At 47.8% G+C, this 24,735-nt stretch carries 18 protein-coding genes; 9 read left to right on the top strand and 9 right to left on the bottom strand.

Annotated features, from left to right (window positions below; all coding sequences use genetic code 11):
* Window positions 1-3: 3 nt before the first annotated feature.
* From HB364_RS17825 to HB364_RS17835, 3 genes are all read left to right on the top strand, one after another.
* Window positions 4-492 (top strand): lipid-binding protein, encoded by a 489-nt coding sequence (locus HB364_RS17825; RefSeq protein ID WP_167289567.1) that lies wholly within the window; start codon window positions 4-6, stop codon window positions 490-492.
* A gap of 245 nt (window positions 493-737) precedes the next feature.
* Entirely contained in the window at window positions 738-1,820 is a 1,083-nt protein-coding gene (locus tag HB364_RS17830; protein ID WP_167289568.1) for an SMP-30/gluconolactonase/LRE family protein, read from the top strand.
* 39 nt (window positions 1,821-1,859) lie between these two features.
* A complete protein-coding gene (locus HB364_RS17835) occupies window positions 1,860-2,693 on the top strand; it encodes a hypothetical protein (protein ID WP_167289569.1) in 834 nt (277 codons plus the stop codon).
* A gap of 26 nt (window positions 2,694-2,719) precedes the next feature.
* Here the strand turns inward: HB364_RS17835 and HB364_RS17840 are convergent, their stop codons facing one another.
* Window positions 2,720-3,784, bottom strand: coding sequence for an acyloxyacyl hydrolase (locus HB364_RS17840; protein ID WP_167289570.1), 1,065 nt, complete (start codon window positions 3,782-3,784; stop codon window positions 2,720-2,722).
* Window positions 3,785-3,907: 123 nt separating this feature from the next.
* Complete coding sequence (locus HB364_RS17845) at window positions 3,908-6,439, bottom strand: phosphocholine-specific phospholipase C (protein ID WP_167289571.1); 2,532 nt, start codon at window positions 6,437-6,439, stop codon at window positions 3,908-3,910.
* 267 nt (window positions 6,440-6,706) lie between these two features.
* Between HB364_RS17845 and HB364_RS17850 the strand changes: the two genes are divergently transcribed.
* The 4 genes from HB364_RS17850 (at window position 6,707) to HB364_RS17865 (ending at window position 11,973) form a co-directional block, all read left to right on the top strand.
* Window positions 6,707-7,174 carry an Lrp/AsnC family transcriptional regulator gene (locus HB364_RS17850; RefSeq protein ID WP_167289572.1) on the top strand — a complete coding sequence of 156 codons (468 nt, stop codon included), beginning with the start codon at window positions 6,707-6,709 and terminating at the stop codon, window positions 7,172-7,174.
* Between the two features lie 5 nt (window positions 7,175-7,179).
* Window positions 7,180-8,208, top strand: coding sequence for an EamA family transporter (locus HB364_RS17855; protein ID WP_208419984.1), 1,029 nt, complete (start codon window positions 7,180-7,182; stop codon window positions 8,206-8,208).
* Window positions 8,209-8,635: 427 nt separating this feature from the next.
* The gene (locus tag HB364_RS17860; protein WP_167289573.1) at window positions 8,636-9,052 is read left to right on the top strand and encodes a hypothetical protein; all 417 of its coding nucleotides are present in this window, start codon (window positions 8,636-8,638) and stop codon (window positions 9,050-9,052) included.
* 104 nt (window positions 9,053-9,156) lie between these two features.
* Complete coding sequence (locus HB364_RS17865; RefSeq protein WP_167289574.1) at window positions 9,157-11,973, top strand: CHAT domain-containing protein; 2,817 nt, start codon at window positions 9,157-9,159, stop codon at window positions 11,971-11,973.
* Here HB364_RS17865 and HB364_RS17870 read toward each other — a convergent pair.
* Window positions 11,963-12,172: a hypothetical protein gene (locus HB364_RS17870; protein ID WP_167289575.1), complete on the bottom strand. Its 210-nt coding sequence runs from the start codon at window positions 12,170-12,172 to the stop codon at window positions 11,963-11,965. The genes HB364_RS17865 and HB364_RS17870 overlap by 11 nt on opposite strands.
* Before the next feature lie 431 nt (window positions 12,173-12,603).
* On the opposite strand from HB364_RS17870, the gene HB364_RS17875 reads away from it, so the two are divergent.
* A complete protein-coding gene (locus HB364_RS17875) occupies window positions 12,604-13,194 on the top strand; it encodes an RNA polymerase sigma factor (RefSeq protein WP_167289576.1) in 591 nt (196 codons plus the stop codon).
* A gap of 7 nt (window positions 13,195-13,201) precedes the next feature.
* Window positions 13,202-13,933 (top strand): hypothetical protein, encoded by a 732-nt coding sequence (locus HB364_RS17880; protein ID WP_167289577.1) that lies wholly within the window; start codon window positions 13,202-13,204, stop codon window positions 13,931-13,933.
* An 8-nt stretch (window positions 13,934-13,941) separates the two neighbouring features.
* Here the strand turns inward: HB364_RS17880 and HB364_RS17885 are convergent, their stop codons facing one another.
* From HB364_RS17885 to HB364_RS17910, 6 genes are all read right to left on the bottom strand, one after another.
* A complete protein-coding gene (locus tag HB364_RS17885) occupies window positions 13,942-14,220 on the bottom strand; it encodes a hypothetical protein (protein WP_167289578.1) in 279 nt (92 codons plus the stop codon).
* Window positions 14,221-14,285: 65 nt separating this feature from the next.
* The gene (locus HB364_RS17890; RefSeq protein WP_167289579.1) at window positions 14,286-15,362 is read right to left on the bottom strand and encodes a homoserine O-acetyltransferase family protein; all 1,077 of its coding nucleotides are present in this window, start codon (window positions 15,360-15,362) and stop codon (window positions 14,286-14,288) included.
* A gap of 75 nt (window positions 15,363-15,437) precedes the next feature.
* Window positions 15,438-16,763 (bottom strand): O-acetylhomoserine aminocarboxypropyltransferase/cysteine synthase family protein, encoded by a 1,326-nt coding sequence (locus tag HB364_RS17895; protein ID WP_167289580.1) that lies wholly within the window; start codon window positions 16,761-16,763, stop codon window positions 15,438-15,440.
* A gap of 388 nt (window positions 16,764-17,151) precedes the next feature.
* On the bottom strand, window positions 17,152-21,057 hold the full coding sequence (locus HB364_RS17900; protein ID WP_167289581.1) for a hypothetical protein: 3,906 nt from the start codon (window positions 21,055-21,057) through the stop codon (window positions 17,152-17,154).
* Window positions 21,058-21,142: 85 nt separating this feature from the next.
* Entirely contained in the window at window positions 21,143-22,627 is a 1,485-nt protein-coding gene (locus tag HB364_RS17905; protein WP_167289582.1) for an MBL fold metallo-hydrolase, read from the bottom strand.
* Window positions 22,628-22,636: 9 nt separating this feature from the next.
* The gene (locus HB364_RS17910; RefSeq protein WP_167289583.1) at window positions 22,637-24,652 is read right to left on the bottom strand and encodes a gluzincin family metallopeptidase; all 2,016 of its coding nucleotides are present in this window, start codon (window positions 24,650-24,652) and stop codon (window positions 22,637-22,639) included.
* Window positions 24,653-24,735: the final 83 nt, after the last annotated feature.

Consider the following 24,735-nt stretch of genomic DNA (forward strand, 5'->3'; position numbering starts at 1 on the left):
ATTATGAGCAGTCGTTTTATTAAATATATATTCCCGGTATTTATGGCAGGGATTATTGTTGCCGGTTGTGAAAAAGATGAAGATATAGGAGGTACTGCTGTTGAGAAATTGGCTGGTGAATGGTGGGTGCAGCTTTCTGTTGACGGTGACCTCATATCACAAAGCTTTTTCTCGGTCATGACCTACAATACGGCAGACAATGCCAGTAATAAAATGTGGATTGATGACCATGAAGATATCTGGCCTTTCAAATTCAAATGCGACGTGGATGCGGCCAATCAAACCTTCTCTGTTACCGGCGCCACCAGCGAGTATAGTAACATTACCATCAACGTGCAAAATGGTAAAGTACTCACCGGTGTAAGTAAGGGGCCTGTTTCACAGGCAGTAACTGATAGCATCTATTTTGAAGCTGAGTTCTCCGATGATCCGGGCGTAACGTACCAGATTCACGGCTATCGCCGTACCCGGTTTGCTGAGGATGATCATTAAAGCACGTTTAGAACCACATCAACAATACTTGCTTAGCGGGAGGAACATTGTTATATACTAAACTCAAGGTACATCCTAACGGATAGGACCTCCATTGTCCATGACAAATGTCATTGCCAGCCTCTAATGAGCTTGTATAATATTCTTCACTGTATTTTATTGGAAGTTTTTTTGAAGAAGTCGGATTACTTTGTTTATCCGTGTAATTGTATCCGTCATATTTTTTCACTTAAACTTGTTTGCTTATGAAAAAAAGTATTCTTTTTTTCCTGGGAGTACTATGCTCCTTCGGATATTTCTCCTGCACAAAAAATGCAGTTAATAATTCAGACTTACTCACCGAAGTAGATGCCCGCAACAGGCCACCTGATTGTGGTTGTATTGCAGTAGAGGGGAGTACTATCTTTGACCCCACCTGCCTTGTTTCACCGGCTGCGCATGGACGATTAGACACCATTCAAAAAGGCTTTAGTTTCACAGAAGGTCCTGCTGTTGATAAATGGGGAAATGTGTTTTTTACTGACCAGCCCAATGACAAGATTTACAGATGGGATGCTGCCACTGGCAAAATAACCTTGTTTTTACAGGGGACTGGTCGTTCCAACGGAATGGCATTTAACAAACAGGGTAACCTGATCGCTTGTGCAGATATGCGTGGAGAGCTATGGCGTATAGACAGGTACGGTAATCATAAAGTACTGGTCAATAATTACAAGGGTAAACTGTTAAATGGCCCCAATGATGTATGGATCAATCCTGTGACCGGAGGTATGTATATTACTGACCCGATGTTTCCAAGAGATTATTGGGAGGAAGGCGATCCCCGGAAACAAGGTTGGCCTCCAACACATTCGGAACAGGCTGCCACCGGCAAAGGAGGTTATGTTTATTACCTGGCTCCCGGCAGCAGCAAATTGGTACGGGTAACGACTGAAGACATGGGATGGGATGCTGATGGATGGCCGAACGGTATTGTTGGAACCCCAAATGGAAAAAAACTCTACGTAAATAAATGGGCTCCTGATAACCTGGGCGGCACCTGGGTGTTCGATATTAAACCTAATGGAACACTCGCCAATATGAAGAAGTTTATTGACATGGGCGGTGATGGTATGTCAATGGATGAAAGGGGAAATATTTACATCAGCAACAGCCTGGGCGTAACCGCCTTTGACCCGAACGGAAAGAGGATCTTTAATGTTCCTACCGGCGGCGGAGCGACAAACAATGTTTTTGCCGGTCACAATAATAAACTCTTATTCATTACAGGGGCAGTAGACAGGGTAACTTCGCTAAAGATGAATGTAAAAGGGGTAGAAAGGTTTTAAGTTGCTTTTCATAGTATATTTGATTAAAACCCCTAAGCTGTGCACGAAACAACAACTGTAGATGAAGCCATCTCCAAAGGGCAACAGATGATCAATTACCCGGCATTCCTGATTGTACTGGGGATACCCGGCGCTTCCACTTATTTAGTTGTTCAAAACATATTGCCGGTGTGGGTGCTCCCGGTAGGATTTATTCTGGGCTTAGGTCTTGCCTGGCTTTACTGGGGCATCATGATCCCCAAATGGCGGCTATGGGCCTTTGAAAATGTGCGTAATGTACATGAGCTTAAAAAGCGGGCGATCAGGGAAAAGCTCATCTGGCCCGACAATAGCTTTTGGCGAAAGATAGAGATCTGGACGCCGCTTGATAAAGAAAGATGGCTTTCCCTGCAAAGCAAATTCAATAAGGAAGATGTTTTTACAGACGATCTCGCTATTCCGGCCGAAACCATCATTGGCTACTCCAAAGGCAAGAATTACTTTCAAATGGCCATTATGCTGGTTATTCTGGGCGGGGGCGTTTTCCTGATCGTCAGCACAGGAAATTACATTGTGGGTGCTATCGCGGTAGTGATCGGCGCCTGGTTGAGTTACAAAGAGTACAGGCAGGCTACTAATACAAAGCCACAGATCATAGTAAATGATAAAGGTATACAGACCATTTCAACCCCATTTTATGAATGGAAGGATATTACCAATGAGGAAGCAATCGGCCAGCGTTCAGGAAAGCATACCTATTATTACCTGATTTATGATTATCCCGGCGGCAGTGCAAAATTACAGATAGACGACTATGAAACAGACCAGCGTTCCTTGAATAACCTGCTGAGCTTGTATCGTGGCCGCTATCAAAAGAAACAGAACCGCCGGTAACAACCAGTTAATCGAATCCTTTTTATTTATTGTGGCCACGACCAGGTAAAGCGTAGGTCTATGAAGTCGGCTATGTGGCGGTGGGCCTGTAAGTGAAAGCCTGTGCCCAGGTGCCGGTTAATACGGTAATGTATTCCCCAGCGATGGTAAACATCTTCAAAATAATTGGTAGGATTGAAAACATAAATGCCAAAGCGCTGGCTGAAGATGAACTTTCCCAATAGGAATTCATGTCCCAGCAATAGCCCGGCCCTGGTGGCGCTGGCATCTATTGAATCCTGTTTTAGCTTGAACCGCAATGCCCGGTCGGTAAATACTTCCACCCCGGCAGTAAGTGCATTAATGCGGCCTACCTGTTTGCTTCCCTGGAAGCTAATGCCGATCACGGGTAGCCGGCGGCTCCTGCCCTGCTCATCCAGCACTCTCTTGGCGATGCCAAACACACCGGCATCCCACCTGACAGGTAATTCCTTCCAGAACTTATCCCTTCTGCGTATGCCCCGGAAATAAGGCCGGGGGTGGGGCTGGTAACTGACTACAACACCGGCAGTAGGCCAGTTAATCCCCTTATTGGGTTCTTTCAGTCCGCCGTTGGATTCATGCTGGTAATTGATAGAGCCATTCAGCCACCACCGGTCATTCAGTCTGAACCATAACCCTGTTCCCACCAGCAGGTAACCGCTCAGGTGGGTGCTGTAGGATTGATTGGTAGGATTGTGTACCGGGCGATAAGGAGCCGTGAGATAGGAGAGGCCTGTCGCTGCTCTGAAAGAAAAGAAAATATGGCTATTAAGCCGGTAAGTGGGTTCTAAAAAATAGGCGCCGGTAAGACCTTTTCCCAATATGCGCGTATCATAATCATAGAAGGTCAGCAGGAGGCCCTTGCGGGGAAAGCAATTGCAGAGATTCCAGATCGCAGCATCATTCCGCTGCCAGCCGAGCGTTAATTCCAGGCCGGTAGGGTGGGCTCCCTTGGTGTTCTCTACAGCCGGTGAATGAGCAAAAATGAAACCATGCTGAAGGCCGCTCCCGATGCTAAATATATTTTTCAGTCTGCCGCTACCGGGTGCAGCAGTATCTCCTTGCGCCATCGCCGGTGGCAATAGGACATTCGATAATAACCAGACAAGTAACCACCTATATTGGCTATTCCGGTAATGCATAGCAGCACAAAACTATAAAGTTATTCTGGTTGGGCCGCTTTTGGGGATGGCTTATACCATCCTGCCCATAAAGGGATCGGTTTTGCTATCCCGGCCTGTTTCTATCCGGCCAGCATATCTTTTGCTGAAAGAAGTATGCCCTTTTACCGTGATAGTGAAATCGTACCAGCCATAGCTTTTGGCAGTGTCAATGATCGCCAGGTTCTCCCGGCCTGACTGCACGATCACGGTTTGTATGGTCTGCTTGTAGGCATTGTCTGTAATAATAACTGTTTGTGCTGTCTTTTCTGCGTTGCCGAAGGTCAGGATCAGTCTGCCTGATAATTGTGAGCGTTGGCCATTCACCGGTTCATACTTTGTCCTGGTACTTACCATGGGCGCTGCACTGCTGCCGGTAAACTCCCGGAAGAACCCATTGGGGCCATACACCTGCAGGTGATAAATGCCTCCCTCAAAATCAGTCACTTCCCAGTTGCCAGCCACCGCTTTACCTGGTGCTACGGCATAGTCCCACGCGCGTACCCTTTCTCCCTGGTACAGGCCGGGTGCATATACCTGAAAGGGCGAGCCGGCAGTAGCATCACCAAAAGTGCCTTTGTCGGATTTCATGACAATATCGAACGACTTCCTGTCTTCGCTGATGAACCCTTCCGCATACAACTCATAAGGCAGGGCATTGGCGTTACGGATGCCTTTTTCCTGCGCCGGCAGGAAAGACGTAGCATAAGGCTGCTTATTGGCCTGGGCTATTTCTTCCTTCGTTAGTTTCCGGTAATTGGAGGGCAGCTTTTTAAACTGTGCCTTGTGAATGCCTTCAATAAATTCGTCTCGTTGCAGTGCGGTCGGACTAATGATCTTTTCCCCGTTATAGGGTCTGAATACAGAAGTAAGATCACCGCATACGGCGCGCCGCCAGGCGCTGATATTGGGCTCTGTTATTTTTTTACTGGTTTTGTGCGATAGGAATTTTTCCAGGAACTGCAAGGCGGAGGTATGGTCAAATACCTGCGAGTTCACATAACCGCCCCGGCTCCATGGCGAAGCGATCACCAGCGGTACCCGGTAGCCCAGGCCAATGGGGCTTTCCCGCATGTCATCTGCATCGGAAGATTGCTGGCTGGCATTGGCTACATATTCAACGCCGGTATGAATGCCTTCGGAAACAGCACCGCTTTCTTTTTTGTAAGGATGTGGTGCCACAAAAGGAGGCACATGATCAAAATAGCCATCATTCTCATCATACGTGAGCACCAGGATGGTCTTCTTCCACACCTCCGGGTTTTTAGTAAGGATATCCATCACTTCACTCAGGTACCAGGCGCCATACCAGGCAGCGCCGGGGTGGTCGGAGAAATTTTCCGGCGCTACGATCCAGGATACAGTAGGTAATTTACCTGTATTTACATCTTCACGGAACTGGTGCAGGATATCTCCTTTGGGCAGCTTTACTTCGCGTTCTGTATCGCCATCTTTATACTTCAAAGTGTCCAACTGGTGATAATAGGGGTCTTTCCGGTTGGTGGTAAAGGCTTTATCGTGCAGGTCTTTTTCACGTTGGGACAATTGTTCATATTTTTCCCGGGTATATACTTTCTGATCTTCTTCTACTGTAGCCAATTGCTTCTTTAACCAGTCTATCCTTTTTCCGATCTTCTCTGCATCTGCAGCACCTGCCGGCAGGGCTTTTAATTGCTGTTCCTGCCTGCTAATCTCTGCTGATAATTTTGCGGCAGCTTTAGGCAGGTTGGCAATATATTCAGCCGACAGTTTTACCTGGTATTGTGCAAAAAACTCCAAAGGGTTATCGGTGAAGTTACCCAGCCAGGCATCTTCTTCTCCCTCAAAGCCTACACCAACACTGATCTCATTCTGGTATACCCGCCAGGAAATACCCTGCGCTTCCAGCCGTTCGGGAAAAGTGGTCCAGTTCACCCAATTGCCATAATCAGCATCACCATTCCATACACGGGCCAGCACATTTTCATCGGCTTTCTCCCGGATCGTACCTGTCCAGAAATACAGGCGGTTGGGGGTGGTGCCGGTCAGGGAAGAGCAAAAATGCTGGTCGCATACCGTAAAGGCATCTGCCAGGGCATAATAAAAGGGGATGTCCTCCCGGTTATGGTAACCCATTGTAAGCGGCATCTCTTTATAGGCTTTATTGCCCGAGGGTTTGGCTTGCAGCCAGCGATCGTATTTACCATTATTGCGGGCATCCACCTGGTTGCTCCAGGAGTGGGGCAGGGAGTTCATCCAGGTAGCCTTGGTGTTTTTTATGTCGAGGCGGAAGGGCGCATACGTTTCTCCTGCATTATTGGTTTGCAGCCATACTTTATTGTTGTCGGGCAGGGTAATGGCGCGTGGATCATTAAAGCCGCGTACGCCCTGCAGGCTGCCAAAGGTGTGGTCGAAGGAGCGGTTCTCCTGCATCAGGAATACTACATGCTCTGCATCGAGGTAAGTGCTGCCTGCCGCCGGGTTGATGGCCATGGCTTTGGCAATGGAAGCGGGCAATACCTGCAACAGGCCGGTGCCGCCGGACAAAATAGATGCCTTTTTCAAAAATGATCTCCGGGTTTCCATACAATGGGTTCACAATAAGTTACTGAATGTGTTGGTGCGATAAAAGTATACGATCGTGCCTGAATACTGCCAGACAAGGTAAGATTTAAAAAGATGGTAACACGGCATAACCCTAAGCCTATTAGTCTTTTAGGGTTGCTCCCGGTAGGGGATTGCCCATAGGGGGCGGCTTCTGACAGTTATTAAAGTGTAAATAAATTGCGAAATATGGGGGTTGCGACAGAATTATATTCGGAATAGTCTTACTTTTACAGAAATATATTCTTTATGTTTATTGAGCTGGATGATATTGACCTCCGGATACTGGACCTGATGCAGGCCAATGCCCGTATTTCCAATGCCGACCTGGCCCGGGAGCTGGCCATGGCCCCTTCGGCAGTACTGGAGCGGGTAAAAAAGCTGGAGCAGAAAAAAGTGATCCTCCAATACAATACAGCCATCAACCCCACGGCGCTGAACCAGAAGTTGCTGGCCTTCATTTTTATCAAAACAAAAGAGATCGGGTCAGATTCAAGTATAGCCGCTTCACTGGCCAAGGTCCCGGAAGTACAGGAAGTGCACATCGTTGCCGGGGAAGATTGCTTCCTGGTGAAAGTGCGCACTGAAGATTCCGCTTCCCTGATGGCCATGATGCGAAAGGCCATCAAGCGTATCCCCAATGTGCTGTCTACGAAAACAACGATCGTGCTTGAAACCGTGAAAGAGCAACAACAATTGGTCATACCAAAAAACTAATCTTTATGTCGTTAGCCGAAAAACAAAAACAAGCCTCACCGGTAATGGTTGTCGTAGCCTTTACTGTATTGTACATTGTGTGGGGGTCTACTTACTTCGCTATTGCAAAAGCAGTGGCGCACATCCCGCCTTTTATATTGGGAGCGCTGCGCTTTATAGCAGCAGGCGCCCTGCTGATGTTATGGTGCGTCTTCAAGAAAGAAAAACTATTCAATCCCGTACAGATCAAACATGCCGCCATTACCGGTACCATGTTATTATTTGTTGGCACCGGCGCCGTCATCTGGGTCGAAAAAACAGTATCCAGCTCGCTCGTAGGTGTATTGATCGCTTCACAGGCCATCTGGCTGGTACTGCTGGACAAGGCCAACTGGAAAACAAACCTTACCAATCGCAATACGGTGACAGGGCTCCTCATTGGCTTTGCAGGTGTGGTGCTGCTCTTTAGTGAAAGTGTTGCCGGTGCAGTTTCCCAATCAGGCGGAGCGATCTCTGTCATTAGCTTTTTAATACTGCTGGTGGGTATGCTCAGTTGGTCTGGCGGATCTATCTATTCCAAAAACAATTCCACAGGCTCTTCTACCGTCAATTCGGCCTGGCAGATGCTGATAGCCGGACTGGTATTTATCCCGGCCAGTATTGTCAATAATGAATGGGCCGGCTTCCAATGGCAGGCAGTGCCCATGGAATCCTGGCTGGCCGTATTATACCTGGTAGTCATGGGTTCCCTGGCTGCGTACAGCGCTTATGTATGGCTATTGACGGTGCGTCCTGTAGCGCAAGTCGGCACGCACGTATATGTAAACCCGGTGGTGGCTGTATTGCTGGGCGTTCTCTTTGCCGGTGAACACATGAGCTGGCTGCAGGTTGCCGGACTGGCCGTTATCTTAACCAGTGTATTGCTCATCAATCTTGCCAAATACCGTTCAAAACCCGCTACCGGTAAGCAAAGTGAAAGCGCTCCGCAGCCGAAAGCCGGGAAAGAAAGGGCTGTTGCCGGCACCAAGCAGATGGCTGTTTGTGCCGACTGCTAAGCTGATTACAGGATAACAATTCATTAATATTTGATCTGGTCATTACTGTTACCACAGTGACCGGATCAAATATTTTTTTTATACTTTGTTTTTTTACTACTTTCATGCTTTAAAGGGTCTTACCCCGATCCATTTAACGGCCGGCAGGCACTATTTTATCAGAAAGAGCGATCATCCTTGTTTCCCTTCGTACAATGAATTACGACAAAAGTCTGTACACGACGCAGCGCGCTGGAAAGAAACAGTACTGTACTTATCCGTTTTTTATAGTCTTTGTCCCATCCTTATGGAATAAATGTTACCTCAATTTATCAGCCATCCATGTATTACTACCCACAGGTAACCTCCAAAACCTGCCCTGTTGGTGCTGTACACCGGATGTGTTGGATATAGCAATCTCCAATTGTTTCACTTTAAAAACAGGTTTATGAGCACTAATGGATTAACCGCCGCAGAGGCGCAGGCCAGCAAAACCTCGCCAATCGCCAAGGGCTACACCAAATGGTTTTCTGTTGAATTCAAAAACATCATCTTTGACCCCTCTATTCTTCATCGTAAAGAAGCCATCGAAGGGTATTATATCGGTTACCTGACCGGGTATAATACCATAAAGGCAAAAAGATATGCTATTCTTTTTGAATGGACGGAAGAGCCCAGTGAGCTCCCCAATTGTAAGGACTTTACCTTACATGTGTATATAAATCCACCCCCCACCCGGAAAGGAAAAACGGAGAACTTTGTAGCTGTCACATTGAAGAGCACCGCAGCATTGGCCGACCCCGTAACGGGTAAAGAGGACATTGATCCTCCCACACCACCACCACCACCACCACCGACCATGTAAACGCATTAATTAGTCAAAGGCGAATAGAAAGTCCTGGCAAAATAGCCCTTTAAAGAGCTATATGCCGGGACTTATGTATTTATATTGATTAACTTTAACAGCCCATGTTAAAGAAAGTCTCTCTGCTTATTGGTAGCCTGCTGGTGGTGGTATGGCTCAACGGCCAGTGCCCCGACAGGGATTCCCTGTGGCGGGAAATCAGTTTATTAAAGAATAGCTTAGATAAATCAGATACTCCAAAGGCCCTTGCGCCGGAAACCAGGCAGCAATTGCTGCAATGGGAGAAAAAGATACAACATTGCCCTTACTGGTACGATTCAACGCATGTATTGCTGCTGCGCACAATTGCCAACACCTATTATAAGCAGGACAACTACCTCGAAGCGATCAGGTACCTCAAAGAAGCTGCTGTATTGGTCAGGCGTACGCCCAATAATCCTGCTATTAATGAAAAGGAGCTGATGCGTATCTATCTGTGGATGGCCATGGCCTATAAAGGGACGAACAATGTGCGGGACAGGATGAAAATTCTGGACAGTTGTATCAAAGAGTGCAGGCGGTTTAACTATGTTGACCGCTCCATACAGAATCCGCTGTACGAACGGGGGCAATATTTTTATGATCTGGGCGACTATCATCATGCTATTGCTTACTTCAGGGAATGCGAAGAAAAGGCGGTACTACATTTCCCACATGCGGTTGACAAGGGCGACAGTTCGGGTACCATGACCTATGCGCTGAGCAGTTTCGGCTGGCGGATCAACGCCCTATTCAGGCTAAAACAATACAATGAAGCAGAGACCCTGTTAAACAACCAATTGAACAAACATGGCGCCAACATTCTGTCGGCCTATCGCGGAACCTTTTATGGCCTGCAGGCAGAAACGGAAATACATAAGGGCAACTATACCCGGTCTCTCCAATTCTTCAAACAGGCCCTGGCAGTAGAAAAGCGGCCGCTGAGCAGGAAACAATTGCTCAATACAATGGCCAATGAAGTTTATTTCCGGCAATACAGGCAATATGATAAGGCATTGCCCCTCTTCAGAGAAGCGCTGACTTATAAAAATACAGATACATCAAAATTCAAGGAAGATTCTATTGAGTCGCTGAATATATGGTCCAATATGGCAGAGATATACGTGCAGAAAGGATCATATGATACAGCCTTTAAATGTTTCGGCCGGGCATTGGACCATATCAGGCAGGGGGCAGGCGTTGAGCAGTTGGTAAACAGCCCAACGGAAGACATTATCAGACTCAAGAAGATCCACTACCTCACCGGCCTTTTAATAGAGATGGGGAATACCCGGCGAAAAAAATATACCTATAGCCGGAATGCAGGCGACTTACAGGAAGCCATCAGGATCTTTAAGTATGCCGACCAATTGGTGAACCGGATCAAAGGTGAACAGTCTAACCTGAACTCCAAACTTTTCTGGCGCAATGACAGTCACGGCCTGTATGAGCACGCGCTCGATGCCTGCTATACTGCCGGTAAGCCGGCAGACGCTTTCTACTTCTTTGAGAAAAGCAGGGCCGTATTGTTGAACGACCAGTTGGCAGAACAACGCTGGCTGGGAGAGCAGGATATCCTGCAGCAGGCGCAGGCCAGGACGAGGGTCAATGCATTGGAGCGGGAATTGAACAACAAGTTGCCTGCGTCAAAGCGGGCGGAACTGGAGCAGGAAAAGGCAGTGCACCAGCAACTGTTGGAACAGTTGACCAGTAAGATCAAGGAACGCAACCCGTTTTATTACCAGAACTTCATTGACAGCAACTTTATCAGCCTGCAACAGGTGCAGCAAACCATCCTGAAAGATTACCAGGCATTCATCGAACTATTTTCAGGGGATAGTGCGGTATATGTTATGATCATTACTGCCCGGGATGCCCGTTTGCGCAAAATTGACAAGCAAGCCTTTGACAGCCTGGCGGGTCAATTTATTACCTATGTATCCGATTATGGACGGCAGAACAGCGATTTTGAGACCTTCACCCATATATCCAACAGCCTGTACCAGCTCATCTTTCAGCAGGAGGCCATTCCTGCCGGCCGGGTCATCATTTCACCCGATGGCCGGTATTTCCCCTTCGAGGCCCTGCTTACCGCTATCCGCCCGCGTACCTGGTTCCTGAAAGACCATGCCATCAGCTATACCTATTCCGCCCGCTACCTGTTCAATGATTTTACGGCAGCGACCAACAAACAGGCAAAAACATTTATGGGATTTGCGCCGGTACAATATGCGGGCGCTAAACTGCCGGAATTATATGAAAGCGACCGGTCGCTGGAAGCATTGACCCGCTACTTCAGTACTGCCGATAACTTTACCAGGAAGGACGCTTCAAGGAATAACTTCCTGCAACAATTTGCCAATTACAGGATCATCCAGTTATATACCCATGCTTCGGACAACCTGGAACAGGGCGAGCCGGTGATCTATTTTGCAGATTCCCTGCTCTACCTGTCGGACCTGGTGAGCGATAAAAAACCTGCCACCAGCCTGGTGGTATTATCGGCCTGCGAAACAGGCTCGGGTAAATTTTATCAGGGAGAAGGTGTGTTCAGTTTTAACCGCGGATTTGCTGCCCTGGGTATTCCCGCAGCCATTACCAGCCTGTGGAAGGCCGAAAACAAAAAGACCTATACCTTAACCACCTTGTTCTATAAATACCTTTCTGAAGGGGAGCCGGTGGATGTGGCATTACAACATGCCAAGCTGGAATTTATGGAGTCTTCCTCCCAAGAAAATGGCCTGCCTTATCATTGGGCAGTACCGGTGCTTACAGGGAAAATAACCGATATGCCCGGGCAGCCATTCCCCTGGTGGCTGGTATTGCCGGCAATAGCTGCGGGCATTATCGTATTGCTGTTGGTTGTTCGTTGGTGGCGCTCCGCCTATCGTCCTACTCCGTAACCGGCGTTATTTTTCGTAACAGTTCCTTAATGGCAATAATCTGTTTGCAAATGGCTTCAATCTCACAGGGATTTTCCAGCAGGTTCAGCTCATTTAAGGCTGATTCCAGTTGCTGTATCCTTGCCAGGTGGTACCCCTGTTGGGTTTCCCGCGAATCGAATGGCGCCGTATCAATAAGAGGCATTTCTGGACCTTTCATAAAAGGTAGCTTATAGCTTAGTTGGTTAATGTTTTCCCTGTTTGCCGGCAGTTCATTGCTTTTCGCGCTCAAGCGGGCTATAAAGCCCCGCGCAGAAGCGGGGGCTTTATGATATAGCACTGCAAATCCCTGCCGCGCAGTTATTTTATTATTCATGGCTGTTAATCTATTTTCCATCGGTTACCTGGATATTGAAAGTCCGGATTGCCGGGGTTGTGCAAGTGTAAATGATGCATTCATAACAGTTCTTATCCGGAAATGACAAAACTGTTACAAACGGTTGCGGGTTTAGCATGGGGTCGTTAATGCTATGGTTTATGGGTTAGCCTGATCTTTTTAATTAGTCGTGGGATGGATAGGTGGGGGAAACAACTGTAACGAATTATTTTTGGGCATATTTTTGGTATATTACACGCAACCGCCGCCTCTACATGAATGAATATAAAAATTTACCTGCCGCTGATCTCCGGATCATTGAAAATCTTACCGGCGGAGGTATTAACAGGAGAAAAGGAGAGGAAGAATTATTTACAACTTATATGTATTTTATACACGAGGGCATGCGCAAGCACGCCCTCACGGAAGATGAGTCTTTTGACGCCTATTCCGATACCATCCTCTCCGCTATTGACAAGATCGCCGACGGGACTTTTGAGCGCGCTTCTTCCCTGAAAACCTGGCTTTATAAAATTTTTCATAACAAAAGCGTTGACCTGTTGCGGAAAAAAGCGACTAATAAGAATAAGGTGCATCAAACGGTATCCATCACAGACATGCTGGTACACGTATCGGATGCTGCTAAATCCATCGTACAAAAGCTGGCCGATCAGGCAGATGAAAACCTCCTGAAGCAGCGACTGGCCGAAACAGGTGATACCTGCCACCAGTTACTGCAACTGTCGGCAGAAGGGTATACCGATAAGGAAATTGCTGCTATGATGGAATATAAGACAGCCGATGTAGTAAAAACCAGCAGGTTACGTTGCCTGGAGAAGTTGCGCCGATTATACAATCCGACATAAAGGTCACATGAAACACCTCGAATACATAGACGACTACTTTAAAGGAGCAGATTCCGCTTCCCAAAGCCGGCAGTTTGAGCAAAAATTGCTCGATGATCCCATCTTTGCGGAGGAAGTCGCTTTCTACCTTACTACCCAAGGGTTATTACAGCAGGAAGCCAGGGCTGAAAAAATAGCACATTTCCGGAAGCTCTACCAGCAGCAACGGACTACCCCGTTGCGCGTAGTGAAGCCGCAATACCGTATCTGGCGCTATGTGGCGGCCGCGGCCGTTATTATAGGATTAATATTCACTGTCACCTTCCTGCTGCCCATTTCCAAGCAGCAATTAGCCGACCGCTATATCCGGCAGGAACTAAGTAGCATGGGGGTATCCATGAGCGCTACTGTTGATAGCATAGAAATGATCCGCGATCTGTACAACAAAGGCAAATTCTCAGATGCACTTTCTTTATCTGAAGCGGTTATCAGTCATAATGCCGGTAACCGGCAGGCGCTTGAATTTGCGGGAATCAGTAACCTGCGTCTGCAGCAATACGATAAGGCCCTGAACTGGTTCAAACAACTGGCTTCCTATAAGAAGGATTATACCAATAGGGGTATTTTTTACCAGGCGCTGACACTTATAAAACGCAATCAGCCAGGCGACCTCCCCCTTGCTAAAACATTGCTGCAACAAGTAGTGGATGAAGACCTGGCTGAAAAGGCCACTGCCGAAAAATGGCTTAAGAACTGGTAACCGGTTGCTTAGTGCAATACCAGGCGGTGTTTGGTATCCGGCTTATCAATTGGTTTATCCTTCATCACAGTAAAAGAAAATTTTTTGCCGGTAGTGGAGGCTGCCCTCACCACGGCATCTATCACCTCTTTGATTTCTACATTTGCCCTGCGTTTGAAAGTAAGAATACCGGATGTTTGTTTGTCATTGCCGGTAACAAAAGATTCCTTTTTCATGGCCAGGATTAGCTGCCGGTAGTCTGCCGCACTTGCCTGATGCAACTCTACCCGTGTAGTGAAGTTTGTCATTGTTCAGATTATTAAAATTAAGAATGTTGGGGTGCAATAAGCTGCAGAAATTTACCCTGCAAATCTTATTCCCCCGTAAGCCATTGCACCGGAACATCCTTATCCTGAACTTTTTCTGTTAGTGGCTTATTTAAAAAAGCGGTAATCTCCTTTTCGATCACCTCAAATTCCAGCAGGAAACCATCATGCCCATACAGGGAGTTGATCACGGCCAATCTTGCACCCCGTATATGTTGAGCCAGGTATTGCTGTTCGGAAAGCGGAAACAGGATATCTGTTTCAATCCCTATCACCAGTGTTTTGGCAGTAATGGTCCGCAGGGCGGTGGGCGCATCCGGCCGTTTACGGCCTACATGATGACTGTCCATACTGGTGCTCAGCCGGTAATAACTGAATGCATTAAACCGTTTGGCCAGCTTTTCCCCCTGGTATTGCTGGTAAGAGCCTGCTTTATACTGCGTCGTAGCGTAAGGGGCGTCATCCGACTGGAACAGGTCATAAGTCTGGTAATGCCGGTAGGAGAGCAGCGCCACACTGCGGGCGATCTTCATGCCCTGCATACCAGCTTCCGGTGAGGGATGACCCCAGGTATGGTCGGATTCAATGCACCAGCGTTGCGATGCATTGAAGGCTTTACCCCAGGCCGAATGCCAGGCATTGGTAGCAATAGGTATAATATATTCAAAAGCGTCCGGCTCATCAATAGCCCATTCCAGTAATTGCTGGCCACCCATGGATCCGCCAATGCCAATATGTATCTGCTCAATGCCAAGAAAGCGGCGCAGGGGCTTATAGGCATTCACCATATCGTGTATCGTGAATACCGGGAAATCATCATAATACAAATGAGTGCTTCCCGGCTTTTTTTCCAGGGGCCCGATGCTGCCATAGCAACTGCCGGGCATATTGACGCAAACAATGAAATATTTGTCAGGGTCAAACAACTTTCCCGGCCCTGTCAGCCCAGGCCACCAACTGGCTGCATCACTGCTGGCAGTCAGGGCGTGGAAAATCCACACCACATTATTCTTTTGTGGATCTAAGGTCCCGTAGGTATGATAAGCCAGGTGATAGCCTGGCAGGGTGATACCGCTTTCCAGCGTAAATGCATCGCGGTATTCAAACAATTGATAATCGCTCATGTACAATCACTGCGTTACAGGATAAACAATCCACCCGGTGCCGAAAGGCCGACGGGTGGTTGGTGGCACCTGGTATTATGATACGAGTTCTTTGGCAAAGACTTTATCAATAGCCTGTTCAAAATCGGCTATAATGTCACTGATGTGTTCAATACCTGCACTCACCCTTACCTGGTTGGGGCGAACGCCTGAAACAATTTGTTCTGCTGCACTCAGTTGTTCGTGGGTGGTGGAGGCAGGATGTATCACCAGCGTTTTGGCATCGCCTACATTGGCCAGGTGACTGGCCAGCTTCAGGGAATCAATCAACTGACTGGCTTTTTCTTTGTCCCCTTTAATACCGAAATTCAGGATGCCGCCAAATCCATTGGGCAGGTACTTGCGCGCCAGTTTGTGGTAAGGACTGCTTTCCAGTCCGGGATACTCCACAAACTCTACCAGCGGATGATTTTGCAGCCAGGTAGCCAGGGCCAGCGCATTCTCTACATGGCGTTGTACACGCAAGGACAATGTTTCCAGGCCCTGTAATAAGAGGAATGCATTGAAAGGGCTCAGAGAGGGGCCAAAGTCGCGCAGGCCTTCAACCCGTGCACGGATAGCAAAAGCGATATTGGGCAGGCCGAGCGGGTTACCTTCGCCAAATACTTCCCAGAACTTCAGACCGTGATAACCTTCTGAGGGTTCGGTGAATTGCGGGAACTTGCCATTGCCCCAGTTATAATTGCCGCCATCTACTATTACACCGCCGATGGCTGTGCCATGCCCGCCGATCCACTTGGTAGCCGATTCCACTACGATATGAGCGCCATGCTCCAATGGCCGGAATAAATAACCGGCAGCGCCAAAAGTATTATCCACGATCAGGGGCAGGTCGTACTCACGGGCCAGTTGGGCAAACTTTTCAAAATCAGGAATATTGAGACGGGGATTGCCAATGGTTTCGAGATAAATGGCTTTGGTGTTCTTATCAATATATTTGGCAAAATTGTTTGCATCATCACCTTCTACAAAACGGGCCTCAATGCCCAGGCGTTTAAAAGATACCTTGAACTGGTTATAGGTACCGCCATATAAATAGGAGGTAGAAACGAAGTTGTCTCCCGCCTGCAATATATTACTCAGCGCAATAAATTGTGCCGCTTGTCCGGAACTGGTGGCCACCGCTGCGACACCTCCTTCCAGCGCTGCAATGCGTTTTTCAAAGACATCTGTGGTAGGGTTCATAATGCGGGTGTAGATATTGCCAAACTGCCGTAGTCCAAACAGATCGGCGGCATGGGCTGCATTGTCAAACCCATAGGAAGTGGTTTGGTAAATAGGTACGGCTCTTGCTTTGGTGGTAGGGTCAATTTGTTGACCGGCATGCAATTGTAAGGTGTCGAAGTGCCATTGCTGACTCATAACATAACTGTTTTATTAATGATTAGATAGATATCGGAATCTGCAGGGAACGGAAACTGGGGTGGGGCGTGCTTATTGGCAGCAACCCATCATACAGGTGCTACAACAGCACGAAGAATAATATGTAACTAAAGTTGGCAGGAGAATTATCTTAATAGTCCACAAGATAGATAGGTTATTAGATACCTCCAAATAATTTTTAATTACACTTTGTTAAAGATAGATGGGAGTGGTTGGGTCCAATCATTGTATTGAGCCGGTGAGAGGGCTTCTTGAGTGACCGGAACTGTTTCCTGAGTACAGTCGCCAGCGATAAGCGGGAAAGATGCTGGATACTGAATGCCGGATTGATTTCCCCACAGCGTCTCCCGCAGGGGACGCTGCGGTATTATTGCAAATGTATGGGCGGCAACCGCTGCTTGCGCAATTCACGTCTGTAGTGCTTTATATACTTCTTATTACTTTTGGCGCCCACGCTGGAGCCTGCACCGCTGAGCAGCATCTTGATCATATAATTAAAGATGGAGCGGTCGCGCAGGCGCTCAAAATAAATAATGCCTGTTTTGCGCTGGTTACGGTTTTTGATCACAAAGCTGTTGGCTACGAACGTGATCATCCTGGTAACAAAGCTCTTCTTTTGCTCATCGCCTCCCTTCAGTATCTGCACATTCAGCTTGCGGTACATCATATGCATTTCGCCATAGGATAAATACTCCCTGCCAATAGCCCGCAGGGTCAGTGAGTCCAGGTGTCCCGACCTGATCCTGACAGAAGCCAGTGGTTCTACCACTTTATTTAAGTGTACCAGGTTGGCCTTACTAATGCGGGTGGTCATATGGAAAGCAGCCAGTGTATCGGTATAAGATTCATACAGCCGCAGGTTCACGTGGATAGAATCTATCAGGTACGCATCTGCGTGCAGCTTAAGGCTGTCTGTGTGATGGTGATCATAGCTTTTAATGCTGGCCAGTGATGCGTTCAGTTGGGAAATGCTGATAATGCCCGATTTCCCTGTCTTTTCACTGAGCTCTTCATAACGCACATGCCCGTTATGTACCAGCACACTGTCTACCCGCAGCTTGAGCGCCATATTTTTGATCGCGGTCACAGGCAAGGGCCTGATAACATTGGGCTCTCTGGGTGGCCTTTTGTCGCGGTATACACTGATGATGGGTTGATGAACATGCACGGTGGCTATATGAGCCAGGGTGTCTTTAAAATAACCAGGCAGGTTGGGATGCTGTACAGTGATCTTACCGGTTTGCAATTGTATATAGTCTGTCTGGTAAGGATGCGTGGCTATATACGTGTTCCTGTCCTGTACGGGGGTATAAGCAAAAGAGTCAATGGACAATAAGCTAAGGGGATGCTGGTAGTGCAGTTGCTGCCAGTAAAAATGATCTTTGCTGCTGGTAAATTCACCGGAGAGTTCTTTAAGGTGAAAATGAGGACTATTATTCAACCATTCGCGGTGATGTTGTTGGGCCTGTATGGCCAGGTGTTCTAGTGATAGCGTCTTCAGGTATAGTTCACTGCTGTCTTTTCCCAGCCCGCTTACCTTCATATTGCTAAGTGCGAAATATTCTATCATAGCCGACCAGGGCATGGAGTGATGCTTCCCGGTAGCCAGCGAAACATTATCCAGTACCAGTTCTATGCTTTGCGGTTGCAGGAAAAGTGGTTTGTCTGCCTGCCGGGTGAATGATACATCCGTGCCTGACAAATGGACCCTTCCAATGGTCAGGGGGGCTTTGCCATCATGCCTGATATTGGTCAGCAGCCATTGATTGCGGGCGGGATGGGTGCCTGGATTCCAGGTAAGCAGCACCGTTTGCTTTTCTCCGAAGGAGTCCTTGCTGACCTGCTTTTGTTCAAAATGCAGGGTAGGTTGCTCTACGGTCAGTTTCTTAACATGCATGGATGGCAGTGGTTTGCTCTTCGTAGGGAGTTCTTCGGAGCCTAAGGAGCCCTTTGTATCGTGCTGTGGAGAATGTGTGCCTTTTCCGGCTGTTAAACTAATTAGCAGGGTAGGCGCTTTAAGGATCAGCTCTTCTGTCTGCAGGTTGCCGGCAGCAATAGCCGCCATATCCGGCACCAGGTGCACCTGGGGTATTACAGCCGTTATGGAATCATGGGTAGTATAATGCGTAACATGCACATCATGAATGAAAGAGGGGTGCATATCTGTCAGCTCATAGGCGCCTGTTTTCAGGGCCATATTTTTACTGGCAAACTGTAATTGCTTTCCACGCACAGCGAGTCCTTCCAGCCTTGCCGCCTTACCGGCATCTTTTTTCGCAGCATTTATTTTGAGCGATGTAATAAAAGTGCTCACGTTGTTGTGCGGACCGGTCATTAACAAATGGGTATTGTTACCCTGCACCTGTTCCATATTCAATGACAAAGAGGACGAGTGGGAGGGTGTTGCAGGTGGTGTGGCTGTATGTATAGATACCTCCGCTTCTCTCCATCTTGCAGAACCGATGCTGATATGGTCGCTGCTGTCGTCAAATGCCAGCCCCGACAGCCGGATGCCTTTGGCCCTGATCGCCATCCTGCCTGAAAGGTCATGAATGGCTGCTTCATCAGCTTCCAGTATCGTACTATCGCCTGTAAAACTGCCATTCCGGATATAGGCCTGCAGCTTTTTTGTTTTGATACTGCCTTTCTCAAAATGCAGCCAGTCTACCGCATCGCCCATCATGGAAGATGTGCGGGCTGCCAGTAAACGGTTGGTGCTTACAGTGAGGTTTACCTGCTGCAGCAACAGGCGGGTATCCGGATTGGGAGCATAAGAAACATTGCCGTTGATCACCCGTATTCTTTCCAGCGACATGGCATTGTCCAGGGAGTTCAGCATCGAGTACATGGATACCTTGCTGCCGTTTTTGGTGCGGTTGAGCCTGGTATAATGGATCTCCGGTTCATACAATACAGCCTGTTTGGCCTTAATATGCCGGTTAAAGATCAATTCTTCCCACGACAGGCTGTCGAGTTCAAATAAAGGAAGCTGGTGGTGCCGCTTTACCGGGGCGCCGGCCAGGCTGGTAATGGAAAAATTATTCAGTAAAATGCTGGAATTAATGATCCGCACGCTGTCAAACTTAAAACTATAGGTGCTGTCCTTGTTCAAACTCGAATAGCCGCGTATCGCCATATCAAACCGGCCCACGGTAACCGGCTGAGGGGCGTTGCGGTTAATCATAAGGTCCCGCATTTCAAAGTCATCTCCTTTCGTATGGAATTCTGCGGTTTGTTCCCCATGGTGGGTGACCACCGAAGTACTGATATTCTTTACGCCCATATACTTAAGCTGCATATCCAGGCTCAGGTGGTGCAGCAGGGTATCCATATGCACAGGAGGTGTATCGCCTTTGTTCGTACTGTCGGACTGTACACGCAGGTTCAGTACCGGGTTGGTGGCGTACATGGAATCGGCCCTGATCGTGTTGGTGGCATAAAGATCAGTAAAATCAATATTGGCAAACTGTAGTTTGTCGAGGAACAGGTTCACGGCCACCTTCTTATGATGCCTGCCAGCTGAAATAAGCGTACAGCTATCCAGGGCTATTACCCGGTCTTTTACATTAATGTGAAAGCGGCTAAAAGTCATCCGGTAACGCCCGTCGGGAAAAGTGAATGCCTGGTCATGGGTGCTGAAAATGATGTTATCGCTGAACAGGAAGGGTTTGTCTTCAGCCCGCTTGCCATCCACCTCGAAATTATTGATGAGGAAATCAATATTGGAAATGGTCACCGGCTGCCAGTCTTCCCGGGCGCGGTTGGCCAGGGTGAACTGTCCGTTACTGACCCGGAAATAACCTACAGAAAACAGGGACAATGCTTGGTGTATGGAGTGATACAGGTCGCCGATCTCCCGGGAGAGGGAACCCTGTCTTTTTTCCAGCGTATCTGATTTCATTACCTGGATGTCGGGGCTGGCGATCAGAATGCTGTCTATGATCAGTTCACGGTGCAGCACCAGCGGCATCAGGGCATGGAGCTGCAGGCTGAGCTTTTCCACCGATACATGGTAGGCTGTCTTCTTGCTGGCTGAATCGGTATTATACAGGATGGCATGCTTAAGGTCAAGCCGCCGGTCGCTGAAGTTGAAGACAATGTTTTTCAGGGAGAGGGCTACCTTGCCTTTCGACTTATGGTGTACGATCTCCCGGATAATGTTTTCAGCATGGTGTATAAACCAGAAATAGGCCACCACCAGGAGTACCAGTAATACACCTGCCACGATGCCGGTAATCTTCAACACCTTCCTTGCCAACGGTTTAATGGCCATATTGTAATATACGCCAATTTATGTTAAGGTGCTATAGGTAGGAAGGCTGTTACTGTTTGCTGTTTGCCTGCGTTGGCGATATACCTTACCCTTCGATGTTACAGTCAATAAACACTTCTCCATCAAACTCTTTATTGAGCTTATTTAAAATCGCCTCATGTGATTTCTTCACTGTAACCCGCTTCGTTTTAATATTGGGCATAAGCTGGTTCCGGTCGCCGGAAAAATAAAACCTGCCTTTCGTTTTGGCGATCAGGGTGGCGCAAAGCAGGTCATTGGGCATCGTGTTGAGCCAGCCTGTCTGGATCTTGGCGAAATTCAGGGGCGCCATTACCGTCAGGTCTTCATGTGTCATCATATCAACACCCAGCCTGCTGGCAGATCCGTTTTGACTGCAATGATGCCCTATCTTATAAAAAACAGTATTATTTAAGAGATATTCAGCATTCACCTTCTTGTTCTTTCCATCAACCTTGATGGTCCATTCCAGGTCGTGCCAGCTTTTCCAGTTCCCAAATTCTGCATCACCCGGAAATAATAACACCCGTTCACTATCCTCAAACTGGAAGGCAAGGGCAAGGCTGGTATTATTAATACTCCGCTCATAGCGAAGGGCCAGGCTGCCGGCTGTATATAACCAATCGGTATCTATCTTCTGCCACGCATTATTCTTTTCATAATCTTCCTTAATATCGGAATGATGATCACCAAGCTCATATTCACTCTCAAATGGCATTACATCGGTTCCGTTGCCATCGCCCAGTACGGCGGCTGCAAATGCAAAATCTTTGCTGCTCTTCTTTTCACGTTTATCAAAATGTTCTCCGTCTGCTTCTGTAATATCCAGCAGGCTGGTATCCCGGGGTGGACCTAGTACGAAAATACGCATGCCCGGCAGTTTGGCAACCTGCTTAAGCAGTTCGCCCGGGCTCAGGAATTCTACCTTCGTGTCCTCCTTAATGATGTTAAAATCTGTAAAAAGATCCACCATACTGGGAACATCTTTGGTAGCCGCTCCCAGCGTTTGGTTCATGTTCAATGAGTTCAGTTGGTCCAGTGAATGAATGAAATGCTTTTTCCCCTCCACCATCAGGTTACTCTGGAACTCATCCTGAAATTGCTTTTCGTAATATTCTTCTTTAACGAGGCCATTTAACTGTGTTACGGCGGCATGAAGGGCCAGGTTGAGCTTTGAATGGTTCCTGCGAAGATCATTCGCTACATCATCAGATTCATCTTCGGTCCAGGAAAACCATACTTTGTCAAAGGTCAATTCGTCAAAGAGATCACTGCAGGCTTTAAAGCCATTGATATGATCTGCATGTTCATGCGTGACCACCAGGATATCAATCTTTCCACCAGTCACTTCTTTTATATTCTCCAGCCAGGGCTCAAAATCTTTCCTGGCCCCCAGAATACAGCCACAATCGATCATCATCTTGCACTTAACAGTTGCGCCGGCCTTGAATTGCAGCAAAAAGCAATCCCCGGTACCTGCGCGGTATAAACGGATAGACACCTGGTCGATTGTTGCGGTAGTCTTTTTGGTTGTTTTAGCTGTCTTTGCCATAAACAGGGTTTAATGTGTGTGTAAAAACGCGAAGGGTTCTCCAACGCCATTCCGTTCTGCCGGGCTGAAATAGGCCTTGTAAGCATTCATATTGAGCCGGTTTCCGCGCTGTTGTTGTTCCAGTTGAAGTGCCCGTCCCAGGTTCAGCTTATGTACATCCATATCCGATCCCGGGATATATGTTTTTAAAAGATCAATGTCCAGTAAAGGCTTGCTGATGGCATACTTTAGTTTCAGGGTATCCAGGTCAAAGATCAGTGTGCATCCACCGGTCAGTTTAAGCCCTTTCGCAGCATCATGGCTGCCCATAGCCTGCCAGTTGCCATCTCCATCTTTCGTTACCTCCACCAGCGCCCGCTGCAGGAGGGTAACTATCACCTGATTGCTTTGGTTGCCGGTGGGACCTGTGCGCGACGTATAATGCAGCGTATGGACCTCAAAAGAAGGCCGTGGCTGGTCATATCCATACGCTTTGGAACTCCTGATGCCGAGCGCTTCATAGTTATCACTGAATACAAGACCGGTCAGTTTTTCAAAATCGATCGAGTTGGTGAACTTGATATGCAGGCGTTGGTGCAACCCCATTATCTCCTGATCATTCATATAACCACCGGCAATATACCGGCGGTTCAGGTAAAATATTTTCTCGCGGTCTTTAACATACGTAATGGCCTGGCGAAACTCCCTTAGAAAATCCACCAGTATGGCTATTGGCTCATCCAGGCCGTCTGCCAGTGGTACAGAATAGCTTAAGCTCTCTACTGAAAGGTTCTTTATACCGGTTGGATAAATGCCCCGCTTGCGGAAACCATCAATAAATGCGATCCGGTAATCCCGGTTATCATGTGCTATCAGGTCGGTGTCGGCCGTGATAATGGCTCTCAGGAAATCACCGAATGTAATATCTATAGGTGGGCAGAAATCCAGGGCGCGGATACACATCTGCAATACATGGCCTGCTGTTTTGGAGGCTTCGGCCGCCAGCCTGTTTACCAGGTCGGGTAGCAATTGTCCCTGTGGCAGGATGCCGGTCCCATTGGTAGCGATCCGGAGCAGATCGGCCACCCTTGTTTTATAAATGGTCAGGAAGGCGTCAAAGACGGCCGAAACAAGAATAGCGCCCCTGGCGTGGGGTTCCATAATAGTGCGGTATTCGTCGCCGGTTGGTTCTTTGGGCTTCCAGGCCTTTGTTTTTTCATCAAATTCCCCGATGGCATCCCGCAAGGCGCCATAACTTCCAATAGCAATGCCAAACTCCTGGGCCAGTTTGCCCAGCAGGTTTTGTGCAGCCAGGTCACCGCGGGTAGCGGCAATCTGGTTTTTCAATACATCCGGAAAAGTAAAATGCTGGAACAAGGCAACAATGTCGGCAAATGCTTCATGAAAAGCCAGTACATCAGGATTCGTGTCCTCAATATACTTCCGGTACAATCCATCCAGGATCGCATGGGTGGTTTCGTGGGCAATAATATCATGGCTCAGGCAGGTGAAAGTCAGGTTATCCGGCATTTGCAGGGTTATATCAGCAGGCCTTGCCGAAAAATAGCCAAACAACAGCGCTTTTTTCTGCGGACTGTAGAAGGCATTGGCATCGCGCAATGCATGCGGGTAAATACGCAAAGCAGGAACATATACATCGGTGAACCTGGCATCGCCATCTTTGCCCTTTACCCTGCGCGGGCTCCACAATACCGGCCTACCCAGGGCCGCTTCAAAATTCTTGATAGTGGTCATTCCCACAGCATATACCATCTGCTGGTGAAATTGTGGATTGCTGCCGCCGGGGTCAATACCATCCTGTGCCACAATATATAGTTCATTAAGATTTACCGGCGTATACCATTTGTTGACCGTAGGGTCATAATCCACTATTTCGAGGTATTCACCTTTAGGCCCGGGTTGCAGATCCTCTTCCCAGGGCACTTGATAAGTTATATTATTGATCAGTGCTGTATCTATATTGAGCGACAGGCTGGGGTCAAATGCATAACCACGTAACTTCCGGAATGGCGGTTTCCTGATCATAATAATGGCATTAATAAGTGAATCGATAGGTTTACAGCAATCTTTAACCACAGGAATGTGGGAGATAGCTTAATACTGCTTAA

It is taken from the genome of Paraflavitalea devenefica, from assembly GCF_011759375.1.
Classification (GTDB): Bacteria; Bacteroidota; Bacteroidia; order Chitinophagales; family Chitinophagaceae; genus Paraflavitalea; species Paraflavitalea devenefica.